The following is a 19,666-nucleotide window of genomic DNA, read 5'->3' as shown; positions in this document are numbered from 1 at the left end:
GAATAGAGGTAGAATTATGAAATTAAAATTATTTTTTTCAGTCTCATTATTTCTTACTATGATACTGTGTGCATTTGTTGTCTCTCCTAAACTCAATCCAATAAAACCAAAGGATCGAATTTATTTCGAACTACCTGAAATAAACATGGGTGATCAAATTATTAAGCATACAGCATATACTCTCAAATATTCAGAAGAATATGAGGAAGCCGAATGGGCAGCATACATGTTGACAAAAATAATGACAATTGCAAAGTATCCCCGAACCAATAAATTTAGAATAGATCCTGATGTGGAAACGGGTTCAGCTGCACCGGGAGACTATAAACAAACGAGAAATGATAAATATGATAAAGGACATCTTGTTCCGTGTGATGATATGCGCTGGTCGAAGGTAACTGAGTCTGAATCATTTTTCATGAGTAACATGAGTCCTCAAGTACATTCGTTCAACGCGGGAATTTGGAAACGACTCGAAAGCTGGGTTCACAAATATGCCAACACATATGATACAGTCTATGTTGTCGCGGGTCCAATATTAGAAAAAGGAATGAAAACAATTGGAAAAAATAAAGTCGCAGTTCCAAAATATTTTTATAAAGTTCTATTAGTGTATAGGCAAAATGAAAACAAATGTATTGGATTTATTTTCCCACATAAACAGTCTCCAAAAGACATCATGACATTTGCGGTTTCAGTAGATTCAGTTGAAAAACGAACCGGAATAAATTTCTTTGCAGCCATTCCTGATAGTACTGAAAACCGAATTGAATCAGTTGTAGATAAATCTCAATGGAAATTGAAATAACAAAACAATTACAATGACTCGCTCAATAGCTGAAAATGTTATTGGTCGCATGATTCTCTCAAATTGTTTTAATTTATATAAACAGATTATAATCTAATATTAAATGATAAGGAGGTAACATGTCATCATATTATGTCAATAAGAATGCGCAAACAACTGGTGAACACGAAGTTCATAAATCTGGATGCAGTTTCTTACCTACTGCTGAAAATAGAATTTATTTAGGAGAATTCTCAAACTGTAAAGAAGCAGTTAAAGAAGCGAAAAAGCATTATTCAAACGTTGATGGTTGTTATTATTGTTCAACCGAATGCCATACGAGATAATGAAATATATAGTTAAAACGATTTAGTTGACGTGTTGAAAAAAACAGTGTTTTATTCGACATTTTAAGTCATTATAGAATTTGGCTAAGCTGATCAATATTAATTTGACAGATCTACTTAAATATATTTTCCTTGATCAAGGGAGGGAAATCCATGGCTAGTAAGGAAAGCATACCATTTGCTCACTGGTCTCATCTTACCGAGGGGTTACAAGAGTCTGCGCAAAAATTTTATGCCTCTGTTGAAGAATCAGTAAAAAAACGTCAGATACCTGATATCAAACTTTCTCGTATTGATTACAAAGAAGGAGGCTTATTTTCTGCAAAGAGAGAATATCTTCGCGTGAAGTGGAAATCATATATTTTTGATATATGTGCCGCTCCTTTTGGAACGGGATTCTTTATGTCATGGTGGCTTGGACAAATACCATCCCCTATCATGGCACTGGTATATATGATCCCTTTTATTGGTCCACTCATGGTGCGTTCATTTAAACCAGAAACGTATTATCAACTCGATACTACTCAAATGTTTCAAGAATCAATTCATCTCGCTGTATTAGAAGTATTGGATCAAACAACACAAGCAAGTGGATTACGATTACTTACTGAATCAGAACGAAAACCAATCATGCAAGATCTATTAAAAAAATCATGAGTGATAACGCATGCAGTATGAACTGATTGAAGAATTAACAAGGAATTTTTATGAGTGGGAACAACGGGGAAGAGGATGGGATGTATATAATTTTCCCGTTGATCCAGAGCCACCGTTTGTTCCATTCTATTATCATTATGCATCTCATGTCACGCAAATTGATGATGGACGTAAACCAACTCTACTTAGTTCTTTCGTTGATAAACTTAAAAATGTTTTGGCCCCTACATCAACACAAAATGCACTTCCAGAACATCCATTATTTACGATACAAGATGCCGTTCCAAATCAATTCAGGCGCAGTGATGAAATTCAAGAAATAAAAATTGTATTGCCATCAGATTATAAAATGGAAGCGGAGTATCTTGAGCAATGTATTCTAGGAATAACTCTGCATACCTCACTCATTAGTTTTGAAATACTAGGAACGCACGAATCTATCACCGTCCAATTTACCTGTTGTGCGCATGACACCACACATCTTTCTCAACAGCTTCTCGCATACTTTCCTGAATGCACGCTCTCAATATCAGGAAATACTTTTTATGATCGATTCTTTCCTGATTCTGAAGATGATACAGTTGTTGTGGACTTTGGATTATCGGAAGAATTTATGCGACCGATTCGTGTGTATGATTCATTCGATCCTGATCCTCTTACTGGAATAATTGGAGTATTAGAGAATCTTGCAGAAGAAGAAGTGGGACTCTTCCAAATACTTTTTACTCCAGTTGAGTCACCGTGGTCTTTGAGCATTATGAGATCAGTGATGAATCATGAAGGAGATTCTTTTTTTGCAGACGCACCGGAAATGGTAAAACTCGCACAAGCAAAATGTAAGTCCCCTCTCTTTGCGGTGAATGTAAGGTTGATTGCAAAAGGGGCTAATCCCAATCGTTCCTGGGAAATAGTAAAAGCTATCACTAGTTGTCTAAGTGTTTATACACTTCCGCAAAGTAACGAATTGATCCCCCTTACTAATCATGAATATAACAACACGGTGCATTGTGAGGATGTTATCTTACGACAGACTCGTCGAAGCGGAATGATTCTTAATTGTGAAGAGTTGCTATCATTAGCACATTTCCCATCAGCATCAATTGTTTCTCAAAAACTTAGAGGGCAGAACCAAAAAAGTAATCGTGCACCTGAAAGTCTATATAGTCATGAATACATATTGGGTGAGAATATTCATAACGGAATTTCACATGAAGTATCATTGAGTCACGAACAGCGACTCAGACATATGCATATTATAGGTGCCACAGGTACCGGAAAATCTACATTACTACACTCTCTCATTATGCAAGACATTGAACATGGACTTGGAATAGCGGTTCTTGACCCGCACGGAGATTTGATAGATTCAATCCTTGAAAATATTCCACAAGAGAGACATAAAGATGTAGTCATATTTGATCCGAGTGATGATCAATATCCAATCGGGTTTAATATACTCGAAGCTAAAACAGAAGTTGAAAAAAATGTTTTGTCATCTGATCTGGTAGAAATATTTAAACGATTCTCCACCAGTTGGGGTGATCAAATGAGTGTTGTTTTAGGCAATGCAATCTCTGCATTTTTAGAAAGTGATCGATCTGGTTCTTTGATGGATCTGCGTAAATTTCTGATTGAAAAAGATTTTCGAGAAACTTTTCTTGAAAGCGTATCGGATGATCACGTTGCCTATTTTTGGGAAAAAGAATTTCCACTTCTTCGAGGAACTGCATTAAGTTCGATTCTCACGCGACTTGATTTTTTCTTACGTCCTAAATTGATTAGAAATATAGTTGCTCAACCGAAAGGAATTGATCTTAAAGAAATAGTGAATAGTAAAAAAATACTATTGGTAAAACTTTCTCAAGGAATTATCGGTGATGAAAATGCCTACCTCTTAGGATCGTTACTGGTTTCTAAACTGAATCAAGTTGTCATGCAGCGACAATTACAAAGTAGTCATGAACGCGAACCTTTTTATTTATATATAGATGAGTTTCAAAACTTTATTACTCCATCAATGAAAGCAATGTTATCAGGTGCAAGAAAATATCATATGGGATTGATTCTTGCACATCAAGACTTACATCAACTATGGGAAACAGACACCGGACTTGCCAACTCCATCATATCAAATGCGGGAACTCGAATTTGTTTTCGGATTGGTGACTTTGATGCGCAGAAACTTGAAAGTGGATTTACACATTTCGATACGAATGATTTACAGAATCTGAGTATTGGTGATGCGGTGGTTCGCGTGGAACGATCTGATTATGATTTTAATATCAAAACACTTTTACCGTTAAATATTGTTTCTGAACAAGCTCAAAAAAATAAAAATGAGATTATAGAATTATCAAGAAAGAAATATGGCGGAATTCCAGTTGTTATTGAACGAATAAAATCTGACCCCCAAATTTATCCACTATCTCACACACCGATAAAAAGAAAAGCGGAAAAGAAAGAATCTGCAACTACTAATAAAATAGATGTTATTACTCTACCTGTGCAAAATGAAAATCAAAAGAATATTACTTATCATAAATATCTACAAACATTGATCAAGCAATTAGCAGAACAAAGAGGTTATAAAGCTGTTGTCGAAGAGCAGACTCTTGATAAACTCGGACGAGTAGATGTGGGGCTTGAGCGTGATGGTGAAAAAATTGCATGCGAAATCTCAGTGACTACAAACGATGATCATGAATTGAAAAATATCGAGAAATGTTTTCAGTCCGGATACAGCAAAGTTCTATTCTGCTCTCCGGAACAGAAAAGAATCGATGCGGTTCGAAAATTAATTACTGACAAGTTAGCCCCGCAATATTTAGATAAAGTTTTTTTCATGCTACCAGATAAACTGATTTTATTCTTTGAAGAAGAAACAATAAAAGAAATCAAAAAAGGAAATGAAAATGTTATAAAAGGATATCGAGTGAAAGTGGAATACAAAACAATCTCAGAAACTCAGAAAAAAGAAAAACAAGACTTAGTGAGTGGTGTAGTTGTAAGAGCCTTAAGAAGATTAAAGAGAGATTTATAAGCTTGATCAAGGTTCAAGGTTGGTGGTTATAATCATGGGACTATTCTACAACAATCCAATACAGCACAAGTAATTGCTATAAACATAATTAACTTAAGAGAGTAAACATGGAATCAGAAATTAAAATACTGCATTTATCAGATTTACATTTTACTGAAGGTAAAGATAAGTCATCACCGAATCATAAGCATTCTATAAGTCGTTTAAGAGGTATAGAAAAGTTTTATACTGAAAATAATAATTATGATCGAGTTATCATTACTGGCGATTTATCAAATTATGGTGATAAAGAAAGTCTCTTAACTGCGAGAGGATGGATTTTCAATAAATTGCAAATCGGCGAAGGTGATGAAACTGGATTGCATTTATCGCCCTCAATTACACGCATTGTGCCTGGAAACCATGATGCTTTCAATAATGAAAAAAGTGGAACATTTACGAATAGGAAACAAAAATCACTCGAACATTACAATTTTGCTTTTAAGGATTATTATGCAATGCAACCACCACACTTTGCTTACTACGATTGGATAGAAAAAAGCAATATGTACATATTTATGGCATTCTTAGATTCATGCCATTTGGGTGATACTCAAATTGAGAATGAAGATAATAAAGCTATGATTTTTGATAAAATTGCGCGAGGAAACATTACAATAAGGCAATCAGAAGTTTTATTGGAATGGTATGATAAAGGAATGAAAGGCAATCTAAATATTCCTAATAATAATCAAGAATGTATACTCAAAGAGAAATTTGCTCAATCATTAAAAATACTTGTCATGCACCATTATTTATTTGAACCCGTTGAAAAAAAATATGATTACTTTATGAGCATGTCCCATAGAGATGTGGCTATTAAAAATTTTGCAATGTCAGATTTTGATATTTTGTTATGTGGCCACAAGCATATACCTGATTTTCAATCTCAACAATATGGTGACCATTTTAACCGAAGAGCAAAACATCGCCTATTATTTAATTATTTTCGAAGAATCATTGGCATTCCTTCACTACCAATGCAATACAGCGATGAAAATGGAAAATTCTTTGATAGGCTAATCTCTCAATTCTTTAATTTTCTTTCCTTATCGGTTAAAGATAATACTCATGATGAAGTCTCCGAATCTGCCTTAGTAGATTTATTAAATGAATTTTTAGAAGATCCGGATAAAGTTGAATCAAAACTTAAAAAACTAATAATAGATTTTCAATTCAAAGGTAAATCCGAAATTTCTTCTCATGAGCTTAGAGAAATTCAGAAGTTTATTAATACTTCTATTTCTCAAACAAAACGACAAGAACTTAAAAAAATAGTGTCCGAATTAAATAAAATAATAAAAGAATTTAAACATAGACCTTTTCTTCAGCTAATGGCTGGCTCAGCATCAAAATCAGTTAGTGATTTTTCCAGGGAGCGAAGCTTTAATGACTATACAATAAAAAGAGATGCGGCCGGATATCACATAAAATCTTCGCGCCATGATTGGGATGATGATACAAAAAATTTCGACAAGGATGGTTTTTCGCAAGAAAAAGAATTTACTGATACGAATAAAAAAAAGACATCATCTTTTTCAAATAAAATACTAAGTAAGTTTCCAATAACTCTTTCATTCGATAAATGAATGTTTATGACTTCTTTAATAAGTAGAAAAGCAGGAAGTTGTGAGCGGAGTAGTAGTACGCGCACTTCGAAGATTAAAAGGTGAAAAGCAGAAAATTGTTTTAGGAAACTTATTATATAAATATAGTCACATATACAAGTTCGGTAGTATGCTATACAAAATTAATTTTTGATGAAAATATTAATTCAAACACAATGTTTATTAAGGAGGAAGGATGAAATTCAAAAAAAATAATTTGAGAAGACTATTTGTCATTTCACTAACTATTTCATTATTAGTAGCCTGTAATTCAATAACAATTATTTCAAATTACGATGAGGTTACCGATAAATATCTCACAACATTGCAGCAATCAGTATCAATATTCATTGACAGCCTTGAACAATTCTCAGGGACTGATACGGCTGCTTTTGCGAAGCACCAAAAAACTTATGACATGCTGGATAACCAAATCAAGATACTCGAGTTTAGAGTTGCCGCAATTCCAAAGAATGATCAAACTATTATCATTGTGAAAACAATTCGATTAACTATTTTGGGTAATGAAGATACATCACAACCCAAAACCGGCTTAAAAGATTTGCATTGTTTAAATGATCATAATAAAAGTTATGGACCCTCAAAGGCTGTTTTAGAAGTATGTAGGAGAAATATAAATCAAACCATTTCTGCTGCTCTAACTCTTGAATTAGCAAAAAAAACAGGGAAAAGCCCTCAATAACTATTATAAAGGAGAACTACCATGGCATTTATTGATGATTTAAAAAACACAATACTGAGTGCGGCTGGAACTGAATTAGGTCACAAACCTCAAGCGGTTTTTGACTATTTGAAAAGAGAAGGACAAAATCTAGCAGAAACTTTAGTGATGATAACCGAAGGAGTAGTAAAAGGATCAATTACAATTGAGGAAGCACCTATCTTGCTCAATCAACAAAAGGAGGCATCTATAGCAATTTTGGCTGCTGCTGAAGGAATGACAAAAGTAATTGCTCAAAATGCTGTTAATAACGCAATGGATGCAGTAAAAAATATGGTGAATTCCAAATTGCCGATTCTATTAATCTAAAAGTGAAGATTCAAAAATGAATTGTAAGAAAAGGAGAAAAAATGGAAAATTTGGAAAATCGATTGTGGCCCAAGGATGAGGAAATCGAATACTTAGTTTATGAGACAGATGAATTTATTGTCTGGATTGATAAAGTGATAGATATCGATTGGTCGCATAATGATGATTACGATGAGAAATGGAATCCAGATGAAGAAAAACAAAATATGGTATTTAATTATGTTACTAAATTAGAATGCATTCCAAATGATCATCTTACCAAAAATATTCGCATTAATTTCAAAAGGATGATTGGAGAGGCAATAGTAAGAAATCTTAAAACAGACTATGAAAATGCTATGCAGATGGCAAAAAATGCTGAAGAGTTTATTACAAACAGAAATAATGAACAGTCACGTTTATGGTTTTTGAAAGCAAGTGGTGGCACGGCTTTAATTGTGACTGTACTTGGTTCTATCTTATGGCTAACGAAATATTTTCTTAAACCAATGTTGGGAGAGACAACCTTTTTCCTTTTAATCGCAGGCAGTTGTGGAGCTTTGGGTGCTCTTTTATCTGTGATAATGAGATTGGGGAAAACCAATCTTAACCCCGCAGCAGGAAAGGATTTACATTTTTATGAAGGAGGATCTAGAATTATAGCGGGTTGCATTTCTGCCATTATTATAGCTTTGTGTGTAAAACTGCAACTACTGGTACCAATATTTTCAAATATTAATAATACTCAAGTCGCGATGGTTTTAGCTGGTGTGATTGCAGGCGCTAGCGAGCGCTGGGTTCCATCCCTTATCGCAAAAGTTGAAAGCAACACACTAAATGATTCCAATAAATAAAAAACAAGGATGTAAAATATGATCAAAAGGAGAGCTATAATTATTGGAAACCCAGGTGAGATCGGTGCTGTAAATTATTGTGACGGCGTTAATAAAGATTTACAAAATTATAAGTCATTTTTAACATCTCCGTTGGGTGGGTTGTGGTATGATAATGAAATCGAAGTGTTATTAAAACCAAATCTCAAAAAAACTAGAGAAGCGCTTGGGAAATTGAAAGATTATGATTACACGAAAGTAATATTCTCTGGTCACGGTGAATATTCTTCTTCGGTAAAATCAACGATCCTAGAACTAAATAAAGTTGAAACAATTGATCTAAATGAATTACGAAAAGGAAGCCCAAGACAGACTATAATAGTGGACTGCTGCAGGAAAATTGCAAAATCTGTTCTAGTTAAATCATTTCAAGAAAGGATGATAAAACTATCCGATCACGTAACGAATAAACAAAGCTGTAGAATGTATTACGATAAATGCATAGAGGAATGTACTGAAGCATTGTTAGTCTTATATTCGTGTAATATTGATGAAGTATCAAATGACGATAGTGCTCGCGGTGGATACTATTCATTTAGCCTTATTGATTCTGCTGAAGAGTGGGAGAATAATGACTCAACTGATACAAGTAAGTTCTATAACATTTTCTCTTTACCCGTGGCGCACGAGAAGGCTAGTATAAAAACTAAACGATTAAGTGGTGATAGACAAAATCCACAAATTGAAAAACCAAAAGAGGAAAAGTATTTCCCGTTTGCAGTTATAGCATAAAAAAATATTGGTACTTTGATTTTTTAATATGCGTAAGAGCAAATTTAAGGATATAACATTTTATTATTCTAATATTAAAAAAATAAGGAGACGAAATGGCACTTTTGATTAGCACGTCTACACCCGAAAATTTACTTAAGTTAATTAAGAAGACAATTGATGATAAAGCCGTTGATACATGGACGTATGATAAAGACGGCGATTTTACACATACTCCTCCTCAATGGAAGAATAAGGCCTGGCTTCGCCCAAGTATCCAATCTAATATTTTGAAGTTTATAATTGTTAGTCCTGAAAATGTAATTCTGACAAAAGAAGTCATCGGAGTATATCATGGTCGATTCATTGAGATGCTTCTTGTTCATTTTGATGAAAAGTTTACACTGGTCTCGGCCCAAAAGTGAGTGAATAAAAAATCTTTATACGGGGAAGAAAATATTTCTTCGTTTTCCCCTATATAAATTGTATCAATAGATGGGCTTTAATTATAGATATATAGATTCTAACAATGAATTGTAGACCTCCTATCAAATTAGTAAGTTTTTAAATGAAATTAATTACAAAAAAAGATTATGAATTAACATTTGCAAACTGAAATATTGGCATTACCTTTTATTTCCCAGAAAAAAACAAGATCTAGTGAATGGTGTAGTTGTAAGGGCAATAAGAAGATTAAAGAGAGATTTATAAGCTTGATCAAGGTTCAAGATTTGAGGTTATATGTATGAGACTTTTTTTTATTTTTTATTGAAATGTTATCTCAGACACTAAGATAAAAAGCATGATTAGAAGGAATATCTTCAAAGCTTAAAATGGTCATGAACAACAAAAACTACTCAGACATCAATTGGTTAAGACAAACATGATTTATGCACGTGAATTGAGTCGAAGGATTTGCGTAAGGATTCCATTGGATTAGTGTTTTTATCAAGAAATAATTTCGCGATAAATGATTTCACATAAGTTATTTATCAAGACAAAAAAATTGTTTTTATGATTTTAGAATATTTATATGATGATAAAGGATAGTATGAATTTATTTTATCGTAGTAAAAAAAGGAAGATAAAGCGATTTACCACAGCGGATCGAATTCAGTATAAATATATGTTAGAACACATAATTAAAGAGACAGAATAAAATGAAAAAAGAATTAAAAGCAATGGATTTTATATCTTACAAACATTTGACAGATTTTGTAAAAGAAAAGAATATCCAAAGAGAGGATATTTTAATTATAACTACTAGCTCCGAGTATTATCAGATCCTATATTATTACGAATAATGAATGAGCTAGGCAATACTTTGAAAGCTAAACATAGTAACTGTAGCAATGAAACTGTATGCTTATATATTTTCCGTACTAATAATTTCATACTGAGTAAGTAAAAGTTAGAACAAAAAATAATCAATCAGTAGAGGAAGGAGACCTAATGGAAAAAGTTTACTCACAAGAAATTCCTTCATTTGAAATGGATTCAATGCCAATTCAAAATGACTTTTTTAGAACAGCGATGGGCCACCGAGTTTGTGATAATTGCGGCGAAGAAAAAGATATTTCTGGTGGTAAGTCATGTTCGAAAGGCCACTTTATATGTCATTCATGCTCAAGTCGTCATGTGCATTGTCCACTTTGTGGGCATACTTTGAGATAGTTAAATTCCATATGTATGTGGAAAAATTTATTTCTCAAATATTAAGGATAAATTAAAATGGAAGAACAAAATTTATTTGATGAAGGCGGTGTACTTGTAACACGCACAAAACTGAGTTACGAAAACAAATATTATCAACTAAGTTCAATTAAAAGCGTTCTTTTTATTAAAGAACCGTTTGATGTTAAGGGTTTACTTATAAATCTTTTAGTAGCGATTGCGGGACTCTATGGTATTCTTACTTTCTCAACTATTGGGCTTATTCTAGGATTAATCGGTTTGGGAATAGGGGGTTTTAATCTTAAAGGTTTTTATCAAGATTTTACAGATCCAGTATATATTGTATGTGTTGATTTACATTCTGGTGAAACAATATATATAAAACGAAGAAATTTAGATTTTGCTAAAAGATTAACCGATATATTAAATTCGGTTTTAAGAATGGACTAATTATTCTTTTCTACATTCTTGTTCTGGGTTGCCCCGCAATAAAACTGCGGGTTAAACTATTAGCGGCAAGGCTGTTAGACAGTAAAATGTCTAAAGTCATTTGTATTACAAAAAATCCTATTGTTCACTCATTAAAATAAGGAGAATGCAATGGACGAAGAAACTAGGAACACAAAAGAGCTGCATCCAGAGGAACTGGAACTTCTAAACTTCGAATACGAGAAACCGGAAGTTGAGAACTTACTCGACGGTTCATGTAAGTGTACGTCCAGTTGTGGTGCGCATTACAACGAGAGTTAACTAGAATAAACTTGGCTTGTCTGGATTTGATCGGGCAAGCCAAGTTTTAACTAAGTACTCTAAAAAGAGAAAAATATGAATATAACTTCAACCAACATAAGTCAATTTGATTATGTTATTGATCCTAAATATAAAGTCATTAAGGATGATGATAATTTCTATTTGTCAAATGATGTTTCTCGTCAGCAAATTAACTTTAGCGCAGCTTTCATTATATCTAGTCTCATCGAGCATAAATTTCTTGATAGTGTTTTACGTAAGATGACCTCTCGCTTCAACATAACCCTTGAACAAGTATTTGAGGATGCTCAATCACTTCTGAAGAATCTTTACCGTCAAAATATATTATCAATTTACAAAAGTGGAAAAAAGGTTAATATAAGATCTTGGCAGAAGTATGCAATTGAAAATGTACAGGTTATTCTAACGAGGAAATGTAATCTTAGATGTAGACATTGTTTTATCGATGATTATGGCGGGCATAACGAAATGAAACTAGAACATTTTGATTCATTATTTTTTCAGCTTGTCGAAAGAGGCGCGGAATTTGTACATTTTTCTGGTGGGGAACTCTTTATGCGTCCAGACTGGCTACAGATTTTTCAACTTGCTTCGAAAGCTAAATTAGCTTTTGGATTAAACACAAATGGTACTCTTTTAGACGAAGGCATAATTGACCTACTAAAAGTATATTCACCAAGGGATTTGAGTATTAGTGTTTACGGACATACTGCTCAACTCCATGAACAAATTACTCGGAAGCGTGGAACATTTACTAAAACCACAAATGTTATTCGACTCTTATCTAATGCAGGACTAGATGTATTTGTAAAAACGATGGTTACAAAATATAATAAAGATTATCTCAAGGAAATCGAAGAATTTACATACTCGTTAGGGGCCAAATCAATTATTTTTGATCCATTTATTATAAAAAAGATGGATGGGGACACATTCCCACTTGATTTGAGAATATCAAATCTGGATTTGGTGAACTTTGACAAAAGTGATTTTCGCTTGAAATTAAAATATTCAGATAAGAATCCTGAGTCATTAGTATGTAATGCGGGAATTGACAGGGTTGCCATTGAATCTGACGGGACAGTTTATCCTTGCAGCGCCTTCAGGTTACCTATTGGAAATATAAGGTACGAAAGCCTTGAACAAATCTTAACAGAGTCGGAAACATTAAAAGAATTTCTCAATTTCAAATTTAAAGATTTGCCAATAGATTGCATTTCCTGTAAAGCTATCAACTATTGCCAGATTTGTCCAGGTAGATCATATGCCGAGTACGGGGATTATAAAGCGCGCTGTGCGTTTACATGTTTAAGAACAAAGATGAATATGTATAAAAAAGAAATGCATGTATGAAATTTGTTTTTTTAATCATCTGCCAAACTATCGTATCAACAAGGATGCTACTAGTATACCGTGATTTCAAAGTTTGGCTCTTTGGAGAAATTTAATCTTTTATTGACTCTATTGTTTGTTGTGAATTACATTCTAGTGAATCGATAAATATAAAACAAAGAAATATAAATTTTTGCAAAGAGATTGATTTATATATTGAATTCAGTTTTAAGAATGTGCTAAACATTCTTTCATTAATAATTTTGGGAATGTGTTCTAACACGCCGCTCAACACGGACAGCGTTTTTCAGTGCGGCATTTGTGTAATTATAAAGTTTGGTTTGTAATACCATGTTGTTCCTCAAAGTAGGTTGTTCAAAGAAACATTTTTATAAATAAAAGTTGCTGTAACTATTCGACATCTTGAACTAAGGTACTAATTACAGACAGCGTAAGTTTGAAATTTTAATTAGGAATAACCATGAATAAATTAACTTTATTATCAAGATTGATTTTATTCCTGACCTCTTATATTCCCCTAGGTATCATTTTTCTTATTATTGATTTCCGAGAACTTATTTACCCATTTTTCAAGAATCCTTTCATTTCGTTCTCTCTTATAGTTTTCACTTGTATTCTAATAGTTCTTCTTTTAACATTTTTGAAATATTTCAAAAATAAATCATCGCCTATTGAATCAATGAAAATAATAAATGTTCAAAATATGGATGGAGAAATTCTTGCCTACATTTTTACTTACATTCTACCATTTCTAGGATTCCCGACTGAGAAACAATTTCCAATTTCACTTTTCCTTTTGATAGTCATTGGGATCCTATACATTAAAAGCGATATGATAGGTATCAATCCAATACTTGCTTTCTTTGGGTTTCATATTCTAAAGGTTGAATGGACAAAAGATGGCTGGAAAAAATCTAAAGAAGTCGTATTAATTAGTAAAGAAGACTATTTTATTCTCAAGCATTCGGAAATTATTTCTACAATTCAAATCGAGAAAAATCTTTATTTATTGAAGGAGATTAGTAATGGTTGATATTAAAGAATTTAAGGAATTGAAAAAATTAGATGAATTGAAAGTGGCAAAAGTATCGCTGTACCTTTTCGAAAATAAAAGCACTAAAACGAATCCCATAACAATTTATTCGTTAAACATTCAAAAAAATGCGATAGCTAAAATCAGAACCATTGGAGATGATTATTTAAATGAGATTGATAGCATTTTTAAAATTGATGAAATGAAGAGCATACCCGTATATAACCCTGATTCTCATCAAATATTATTTAAAATGAACCCAGATGAAATTAAAAGCTTTCCGGAGATATTAGAATTTGTAACCGGTGAAAAACCATGTGCAAATTATAATAAAGAATCCATCAGAGAAGATAAAATCAAATCTTGGATTTTACGTTTTGAATTGGTGCTTAAAAATCGAACTGAGCAATTACTAATATTTCAAAAATTTCAGCCATCTAAGATGCTCTCGCAAAAGTTTCTTACTCTATTTGAAAAGAATAAACAATTTGAAATGCTTGATGAAAATATTCTTAATATTAACTACGCCATGGACTTTCTTTATTATAAAAATACTTTCATTGTTTCAAAGATGTCTGCATTTGAAAGAGTGTTTGGTTTTCATGAATATTATAAAAATGTCGCAAATGAACTTGTTTGTGCACTAACGGCTCAAAAGTCCGTCGGACAAGATTGTAAAATAATATTCGAAGACACGGATGATGTAAAGATAAAAATTGATACAAATACGCGGTTAGCTCACAAACTCTTTTCAGCAAATAAAAATAACTATTATAAAAATATTTACTATAAGAAGTTGGTTGCTCTAAATAAAAAATATCAATTAAAACTAAAATTGAAAGATGATCAAAAAGAATGGTTTGTTGATAAGGACGCCGATTTAAAAGTAGTTGCAAGAGTATTGAATGATGATTATGAGATTTCACAAATTACAGATATCGAATATCTTGTTGATTCTAAAGAAGTTGTTAAATAAAACGACTTAATTAACCGCCCTGCCGTTCAGAGTTTATGGGCGCAGCGTTTGCGAGATCGCAAAATTGCATTCATCGGGCTAAGTTACTCATTAAGATTGGTTATTCTAATAAACATTTTATATAAGTATTAAGCCATGATGATTAATTAGCGTTACTGTGTTTGGATGCAAGAATTGACAATTTTGTTAGAGCGAATAAATAAGAAAACAGTTCATTTTTTTGTACTGGTTTCTCAAGTGGATGCTGAATGCAATATCAGAAGTTCAGAAAAGAGAAAAACAAGAAATGGTAAGTGGTTTTGTGGTGCGAGCTTTAAGAAGATTGAAAGAGAGTTTATGGTGATTCTGATAAGACTAATTACTCTTTAAAAAATATAATAAAAATACTATATATCTTTAGAAGTGATTAATTCCAATATTATATTTTATTTTTTCTTGCTTAATGAAGCATCACAGTGATGTTTATGATTCTTAAATGTTGAATACTTAAAAACTAGTACAAAAAATTTATAATATAAAATTTTTGGTTACTTAAAAGTGTTATTGTAAATCTTAGCGCTTATGCGATAGGTGGTATCTTGGCTAGCTTGACAAAAATAGAGCTTGAAGGTTTACATTATATGTTTAACCTTGGGGACGCTCATACCCGAAAATTGCAATTAAAAGAATATGATTCTATTATAAATACTTTTGGCAATAAGTTCGACAGTGTTGACTTACAAAATTATTATACTTTAAGACAAGAATTTTTGAAAGAGTATTTCAGACTTATTGGGCAAACCTATAAATATGAACAGACTTTATTATCGTATGCCTCCTCAATCTCTATGGAAGTTATAGCAAATTTTTTACGTTTGTATAACCTAAAAAAAATGGCTCTTGTAGAACCAACGTTTGATAATATACCTGACATATTATATAGGCATGGAATTGAGTTAATTCCATTCGGCGATCACGAAAATTATAGAATCTTATTAGAAAAACCTGAATTGTATCACAATTTAAACGCCATTTTCGTCACTGTGCCTAATAATCCAACTGGAGAAATAATAACAAAAGAAGCGTTGGAAATAATTTGTAGTTTTTGTTTTACAAATAATGTTTTGTTAATAGTTGACGCTTGTTTTAGACTTTTCTCGCCTCAGATGCTTAGTTATGATATGAGAGAGATATGTGAAAAATCAAATATTGATTATATTATTATAGAAGACACTGGTAAATATTGGCCTTTACACGACCTAAAAATTGGAATAATTGTATGTTCTCGTAGTTTATTTGATAAACTTAATGATGTCCATTGTGATTTTATGCTGAATGTATCTCCTTTTATATTGAGTATACTAAAGGATTTTGCATGTTTAGAAATGAAACTTAAAAGCAGACCAGTACTTAATGTTATTAAAGAAAATCGAAATACTTTAAAGAGAGCATTGGAGACAATGGATTTAGAAACGTACAATAGCAATTCTACTGTTAGCGTTGAATTTATTAATACTTCTAAACTGCATAAAGACTCCAATTATATTTGCCAAATATTGAAATCAGGTGGAGTTATAACTTTACCTGGAGAAAAGTTTTATTGGAGCGGAAATGGATTAGGGGAAAAGTATATGAGAATAGCATTAGCAAGGATACCAGAGTATTTTGAACAATCAGTCCGAAGAATGATGGAAATTATGTGTAAAAGTTTTCCAATTAAATAAAGATTACAGCAATGAGCATCGCGTTGTGTCCAAATGATATCGGTTATAAGGAAAGTATACGTATATATAACGGAATGATTTCTAAAAAACCTGAATTTGTCTTTATCTGTAATAATGATAAAGATATAATAGAGGCCATAAAATTTGCGAGAATACATTCAAAAAGTATCAGTGTACTGGGTAGTGGGCATAACGTATCGGGTAGAGCTATTCAAGGAGAGGTGGTAATTTCGGTTAGAAATATGCAACACATTAAAGTGTTTCCTAAAAAATCACTTGCAATATGTGAGCCTGGTGTAACAATGTCAATATTTGATAAAAACACATTTATGCATGGTTTAGTTTGCACCGGTGGTACTGTGTCTTCAACGGGAATATCTGGTCTTACTTTAGGAGGAGGGATCGGTTGGTTACACGGATGCCTTGGTTCAACTTCGGATAATATATTAGAGTTTGAAGTTTTGAATTATTTAGGAGAAAAAATTGTTTGTAACGATAGAACTAATTTAGACCTATTCTGGCTTCTCAAAGGAGCCGGTTTTGGAATTGGTGTTGTTACCAAAATAATTTTTAACCTGCATAAAATTAAAAAGTTCATCGCTTATAATTTCTTAATACGTTATGATAATTTTGACAAAATTGTAAACTTATATTCAGATTTAACTAATAATGATTCATTTAAAATTACTTTTTTCTTATCCTTTCTGACGTTAGAAAATAATCAAAAAGTTATTAGTTTAGAAATTGCATTCGCAAATTTCGAGGATCAAAATAGTGACGAAATTGAGAACTTCGTGAACAATATTAAAAAAGAATTTACGAATGAAATTATTATAGAGAAAATTTTTTCTAACTACGTTGAGTTTCAAAGTTATTTTGATAATGAGAAAAAATATGGGATGCGATCATACTGGAAATCAGTAATAAAAAAGGAATTGATAAATTTTGATTGGGAATTAATTAAAGAAGCAATTGAGCAAAAACCATCTAGATATAGTTCAATATTTATAGAGAGATATCATGGGAAAATGTGTCAAATACCAGTCGAGGATTCAGCCTTTAACAAAAGAGAGGAAGGATATGGTATTCTTATAACCTCTACTTGGGAGAACCAAGACAGAGACGATTTAAATGTTTTATGGACTAGAAAGTTGTATAATAGTTTAGTTCGAGATAACGACACAAACTATATTAATTATCTTTACGATACCTACCCTAATGATTTAGAGTTGACAAGGGTGTTTGGAAAAGAAAAACTTGAAAGAATCAGAACTTTGGTAAAATTATATGATCCAAACAATCTTTTTATAAAGCCCATAGTTTGCAATTCTAATAAAAAGAGAAACTGAAGTCACAGTAATTCTGTAAAATTAAGAATTGAATCAGTTTAAAATTTTTATAACTATATATGGTGAAAAAAACAATGTCAAATAAAATTCTTGTAACTGGCTCTAGTGTTCGACAAGAACTATTAGAACCACTTGTTAGCGCTGGGTACACAATTGATAATCCAACGCATCTTTTATCTGAGAGCGAATTGAAAAACGCACTTAAATCTTCAGTGGCTTATTTACTCGGGGGCGATGAATACGCCAGTCGTGATACTTTAGTGACTGCTAATGAGCTAAAGATCATTGCATTTCTTGGAATGGGATACCAAACCTTTATCGATGTAACAGCGGCCAAGGAATTTCAGATACCAATTACTTATACACCAGGGACTTTAAGCAATTCAGTTGCTGAGTTTACTGTAGGATTATTACTAAATAGTACACGCAAGTTATTTCTTTACGCCTCTGAGTTTGCTTTGGGTCATTCCGGAAACGAAGAAAAGCAATCTGAATTATCTAGTCTACATATTGGAATAATCGGACTCGGTGGAATTGGGACAAAAATAGCTGAGATTCTTCGAAAGGGATTTGGATCTAAGGTTAGTTATTATTCAAGAAATAGAAAACCCACTGAGGAAAACCGACTTGGTATAAACTACCTAACATTTGAACAACTAACTAAAGAAGTAGATGTAATTATTATAATGACACCAAGTACTTCTGAGACTAAAAATCTAATTGGAATGTCTCAGATTTCAAATTTCAAAAGCGGAACTATTCTTATCAATACTGCCCGCGCAGATATTGTTGAACCCGAATCATTAGTAACTGGACTTCAAAACGGTCAAATAGGATATGCTGCTTTCGATGGATTTTTCGAAAATCCCGTGGAGGTAGTACAATACCTTAAAACTATGATTCCAAATAAACTTATGATAACTGGTCATATTGCATCTCTAACTCATGAAGCTCGTGATCGTATGTCTAAAATGTCGGTACAGTCAATTCTCAATATATTAAGAACCGGAAGAGATAAATATATTATAGAAAGTTTAAAGAGACCTCAATAAACATTGCTTGAGATTTTCGATGAAAGAAATAAGTAGAAAAGAATCGATATTATTATTCATTTGTGTATTGCTAAGTCTTGCACTTTTTTATGTACTGATGCTGAACTTGTGGGGACTTTCTCTATTTGGTGAAACAATTGATTATACTCGATTTGGAACCTGGAGTAATGCCCTCTCGGGTATTGGAACGACCTCCGCACTCATAGTTGCATTGACAAGCTTGTATTTGCAACGTTCTATTTACAGAAAAGCTGAAGCTCGCCGTTTTATCGACGAAGAAACTTCTATCTTCCTATGGCTTACCTTCAAAGAAGTTAGAGATGACTCAGGAAAACTTGTTTGTAGATTATGGGATATGATCGTACAGAATTCTACCGTTGCCCCAATTTATCACTGGCAAATTTCCATTGATTCTTATACGACTCATATATGCAGCTTTTTAAAGCACCCTCTATTGCCAGGGGTAAATGTATTTAATTTATCTTTTCTTGATAACCTTGAGCCCAGCAAGGTTCCGGAATCTATTTTGGTATTTGAAGGAAGATCTGGTCGCATTTGGACAAGATCAACTCGAGGCACTATAAAAGAAGACACTATTAAAGATTTGAATTGTAATCATAATGTTATAGAAGGTTAATTAAAAT

Annotated in this window: 20 protein-coding genes; all 20 read left to right on the top strand. The window is 32.5% G+C overall.

Features of this window, described 5'->3' with window-relative positions; genetic code table 11:
• The first annotated feature begins 16 nt into the window (after positions 1-16).
• The gene (locus NTX65_05010; GenBank protein ID MCX6168672.1) at positions 17-808 is read left to right on the top strand and encodes a DNA/RNA non-specific endonuclease; all 792 of its coding nucleotides are present in this window, start codon (positions 17-19) and stop codon (positions 806-808) included.
• Between the two features lie 119 nt (positions 809-927).
• Entirely contained in the window at positions 928-1,134 is a 207-nt protein-coding gene (locus NTX65_05005; protein ID MCX6168671.1) for a hypothetical protein, read from the top strand.
• Between the two features lie 153 nt (positions 1,135-1,287).
• Positions 1,288-1,791, top strand: coding sequence for a hypothetical protein (locus tag NTX65_05000; GenBank protein MCX6168670.1), 504 nt, complete (start codon positions 1,288-1,290; stop codon positions 1,789-1,791).
• A 10-nt stretch (positions 1,792-1,801) separates the two neighbouring features.
• Entirely contained in the window at positions 1,802-4,831 is a 3,030-nt protein-coding gene (locus NTX65_04995) for a type IV secretion system DNA-binding domain-containing protein (protein MCX6168669.1), read from the top strand.
• Between the two features lie 107 nt (positions 4,832-4,938).
• Entirely contained in the window at positions 4,939-6,459 is a 1,521-nt protein-coding gene (locus NTX65_04990; GenBank protein ID MCX6168668.1) for a metallophosphoesterase, read from the top strand.
• A 214-nt stretch (positions 6,460-6,673) separates the two neighbouring features.
• A complete protein-coding gene (locus tag NTX65_04985; protein ID MCX6168667.1) occupies positions 6,674-7,180 on the top strand; it encodes a hypothetical protein in 507 nt (168 codons plus the stop codon).
• 21 nt (positions 7,181-7,201) lie between these two features.
• The gene (locus tag NTX65_04980) at positions 7,202-7,528 is read left to right on the top strand and encodes a hypothetical protein (GenBank protein MCX6168666.1); all 327 of its coding nucleotides are present in this window, start codon (positions 7,202-7,204) and stop codon (positions 7,526-7,528) included.
• A gap of 41 nt (positions 7,529-7,569) precedes the next feature.
• Positions 7,570-8,361 carry a hypothetical protein gene (locus NTX65_04975; protein MCX6168665.1) on the top strand — a complete coding sequence of 264 codons (792 nt, stop codon included), beginning with the start codon at positions 7,570-7,572 and terminating at the stop codon, positions 8,359-8,361.
• Positions 8,362-8,379: 18 nt separating this feature from the next.
• Entirely contained in the window at positions 8,380-9,132 is a 753-nt protein-coding gene (locus NTX65_04970) for a caspase family protein (protein MCX6168664.1), read from the top strand.
• A gap of 95 nt (positions 9,133-9,227) precedes the next feature.
• Complete coding sequence (locus tag NTX65_04965; protein MCX6168663.1) at positions 9,228-9,536, top strand: hypothetical protein; 309 nt, start codon at positions 9,228-9,230, stop codon at positions 9,534-9,536.
• A gap of 1,027 nt (positions 9,537-10,563) precedes the next feature.
• On the top strand, positions 10,564-10,785 hold the full coding sequence (locus tag NTX65_04960; GenBank protein ID MCX6168662.1) for a hypothetical protein: 222 nt from the start codon (positions 10,564-10,566) through the stop codon (positions 10,783-10,785).
• A gap of 57 nt (positions 10,786-10,842) precedes the next feature.
• The gene (locus NTX65_04955; GenBank protein ID MCX6168661.1) at positions 10,843-11,235 is read left to right on the top strand and encodes a DUF6232 family protein; all 393 of its coding nucleotides are present in this window, start codon (positions 10,843-10,845) and stop codon (positions 11,233-11,235) included.
• A 150-nt stretch (positions 11,236-11,385) separates the two neighbouring features.
• The gene (locus tag NTX65_04950) at positions 11,386-11,535 is read left to right on the top strand and encodes a hypothetical protein (protein ID MCX6168660.1); all 150 of its coding nucleotides are present in this window, start codon (positions 11,386-11,388) and stop codon (positions 11,533-11,535) included.
• A gap of 75 nt (positions 11,536-11,610) precedes the next feature.
• The gene (locus NTX65_04945; GenBank protein ID MCX6168659.1) at positions 11,611-12,909 is read left to right on the top strand and encodes a radical SAM protein; all 1,299 of its coding nucleotides are present in this window, start codon (positions 11,611-11,613) and stop codon (positions 12,907-12,909) included.
• A 460-nt stretch (positions 12,910-13,369) separates the two neighbouring features.
• Positions 13,370-13,942 (top strand): hypothetical protein, encoded by a 573-nt coding sequence (locus tag NTX65_04940; GenBank protein MCX6168658.1) that lies wholly within the window; start codon positions 13,370-13,372, stop codon positions 13,940-13,942.
• Positions 13,935-14,918: a DUF4868 domain-containing protein gene (locus NTX65_04935; GenBank protein MCX6168657.1), complete on the top strand. Its 984-nt coding sequence runs from the start codon at positions 13,935-13,937 to the stop codon at positions 14,916-14,918. The genes NTX65_04940 and NTX65_04935 overlap by 8 nt, the downstream gene beginning before the upstream one ends.
• 578 nt (positions 14,919-15,496) lie before the next feature.
• On the top strand, positions 15,497-16,621 hold the full coding sequence (locus NTX65_04930) for a pyridoxal phosphate-dependent aminotransferase (protein MCX6168656.1): 1,125 nt from the start codon (positions 15,497-15,499) through the stop codon (positions 16,619-16,621).
• Positions 16,622-16,644: 23 nt separating this feature from the next.
• Positions 16,645-17,970, top strand: coding sequence for an FAD-dependent oxidoreductase (locus tag NTX65_04925; protein ID MCX6168655.1), 1,326 nt, complete (start codon positions 16,645-16,647; stop codon positions 17,968-17,970).
• A 59-nt stretch (positions 17,971-18,029) separates the two neighbouring features.
• On the top strand, positions 18,030-19,022 hold the full coding sequence (locus NTX65_04920; protein MCX6168654.1) for an NAD(P)-binding domain-containing protein: 993 nt from the start codon (positions 18,030-18,032) through the stop codon (positions 19,020-19,022).
• Positions 19,023-19,041: 19 nt separating this feature from the next.
• Complete coding sequence (locus NTX65_04915) at positions 19,042-19,659, top strand: hypothetical protein (GenBank protein ID MCX6168653.1); 618 nt, start codon at positions 19,042-19,044, stop codon at positions 19,657-19,659.
• Positions 19,660-19,666: the final 7 nt, after the last annotated feature.

Source organism: Ignavibacteriales bacterium (assembly GCA_026390795.1).
Lineage (GTDB): Bacteria > Bacteroidota > Ignavibacteria > Ignavibacteriales > Melioribacteraceae > Fen-1258.
The sequence above is the reverse complement of the archived record's forward strand: the minus strand, read 5'-3'. Positions and strand labels throughout refer to the sequence as shown.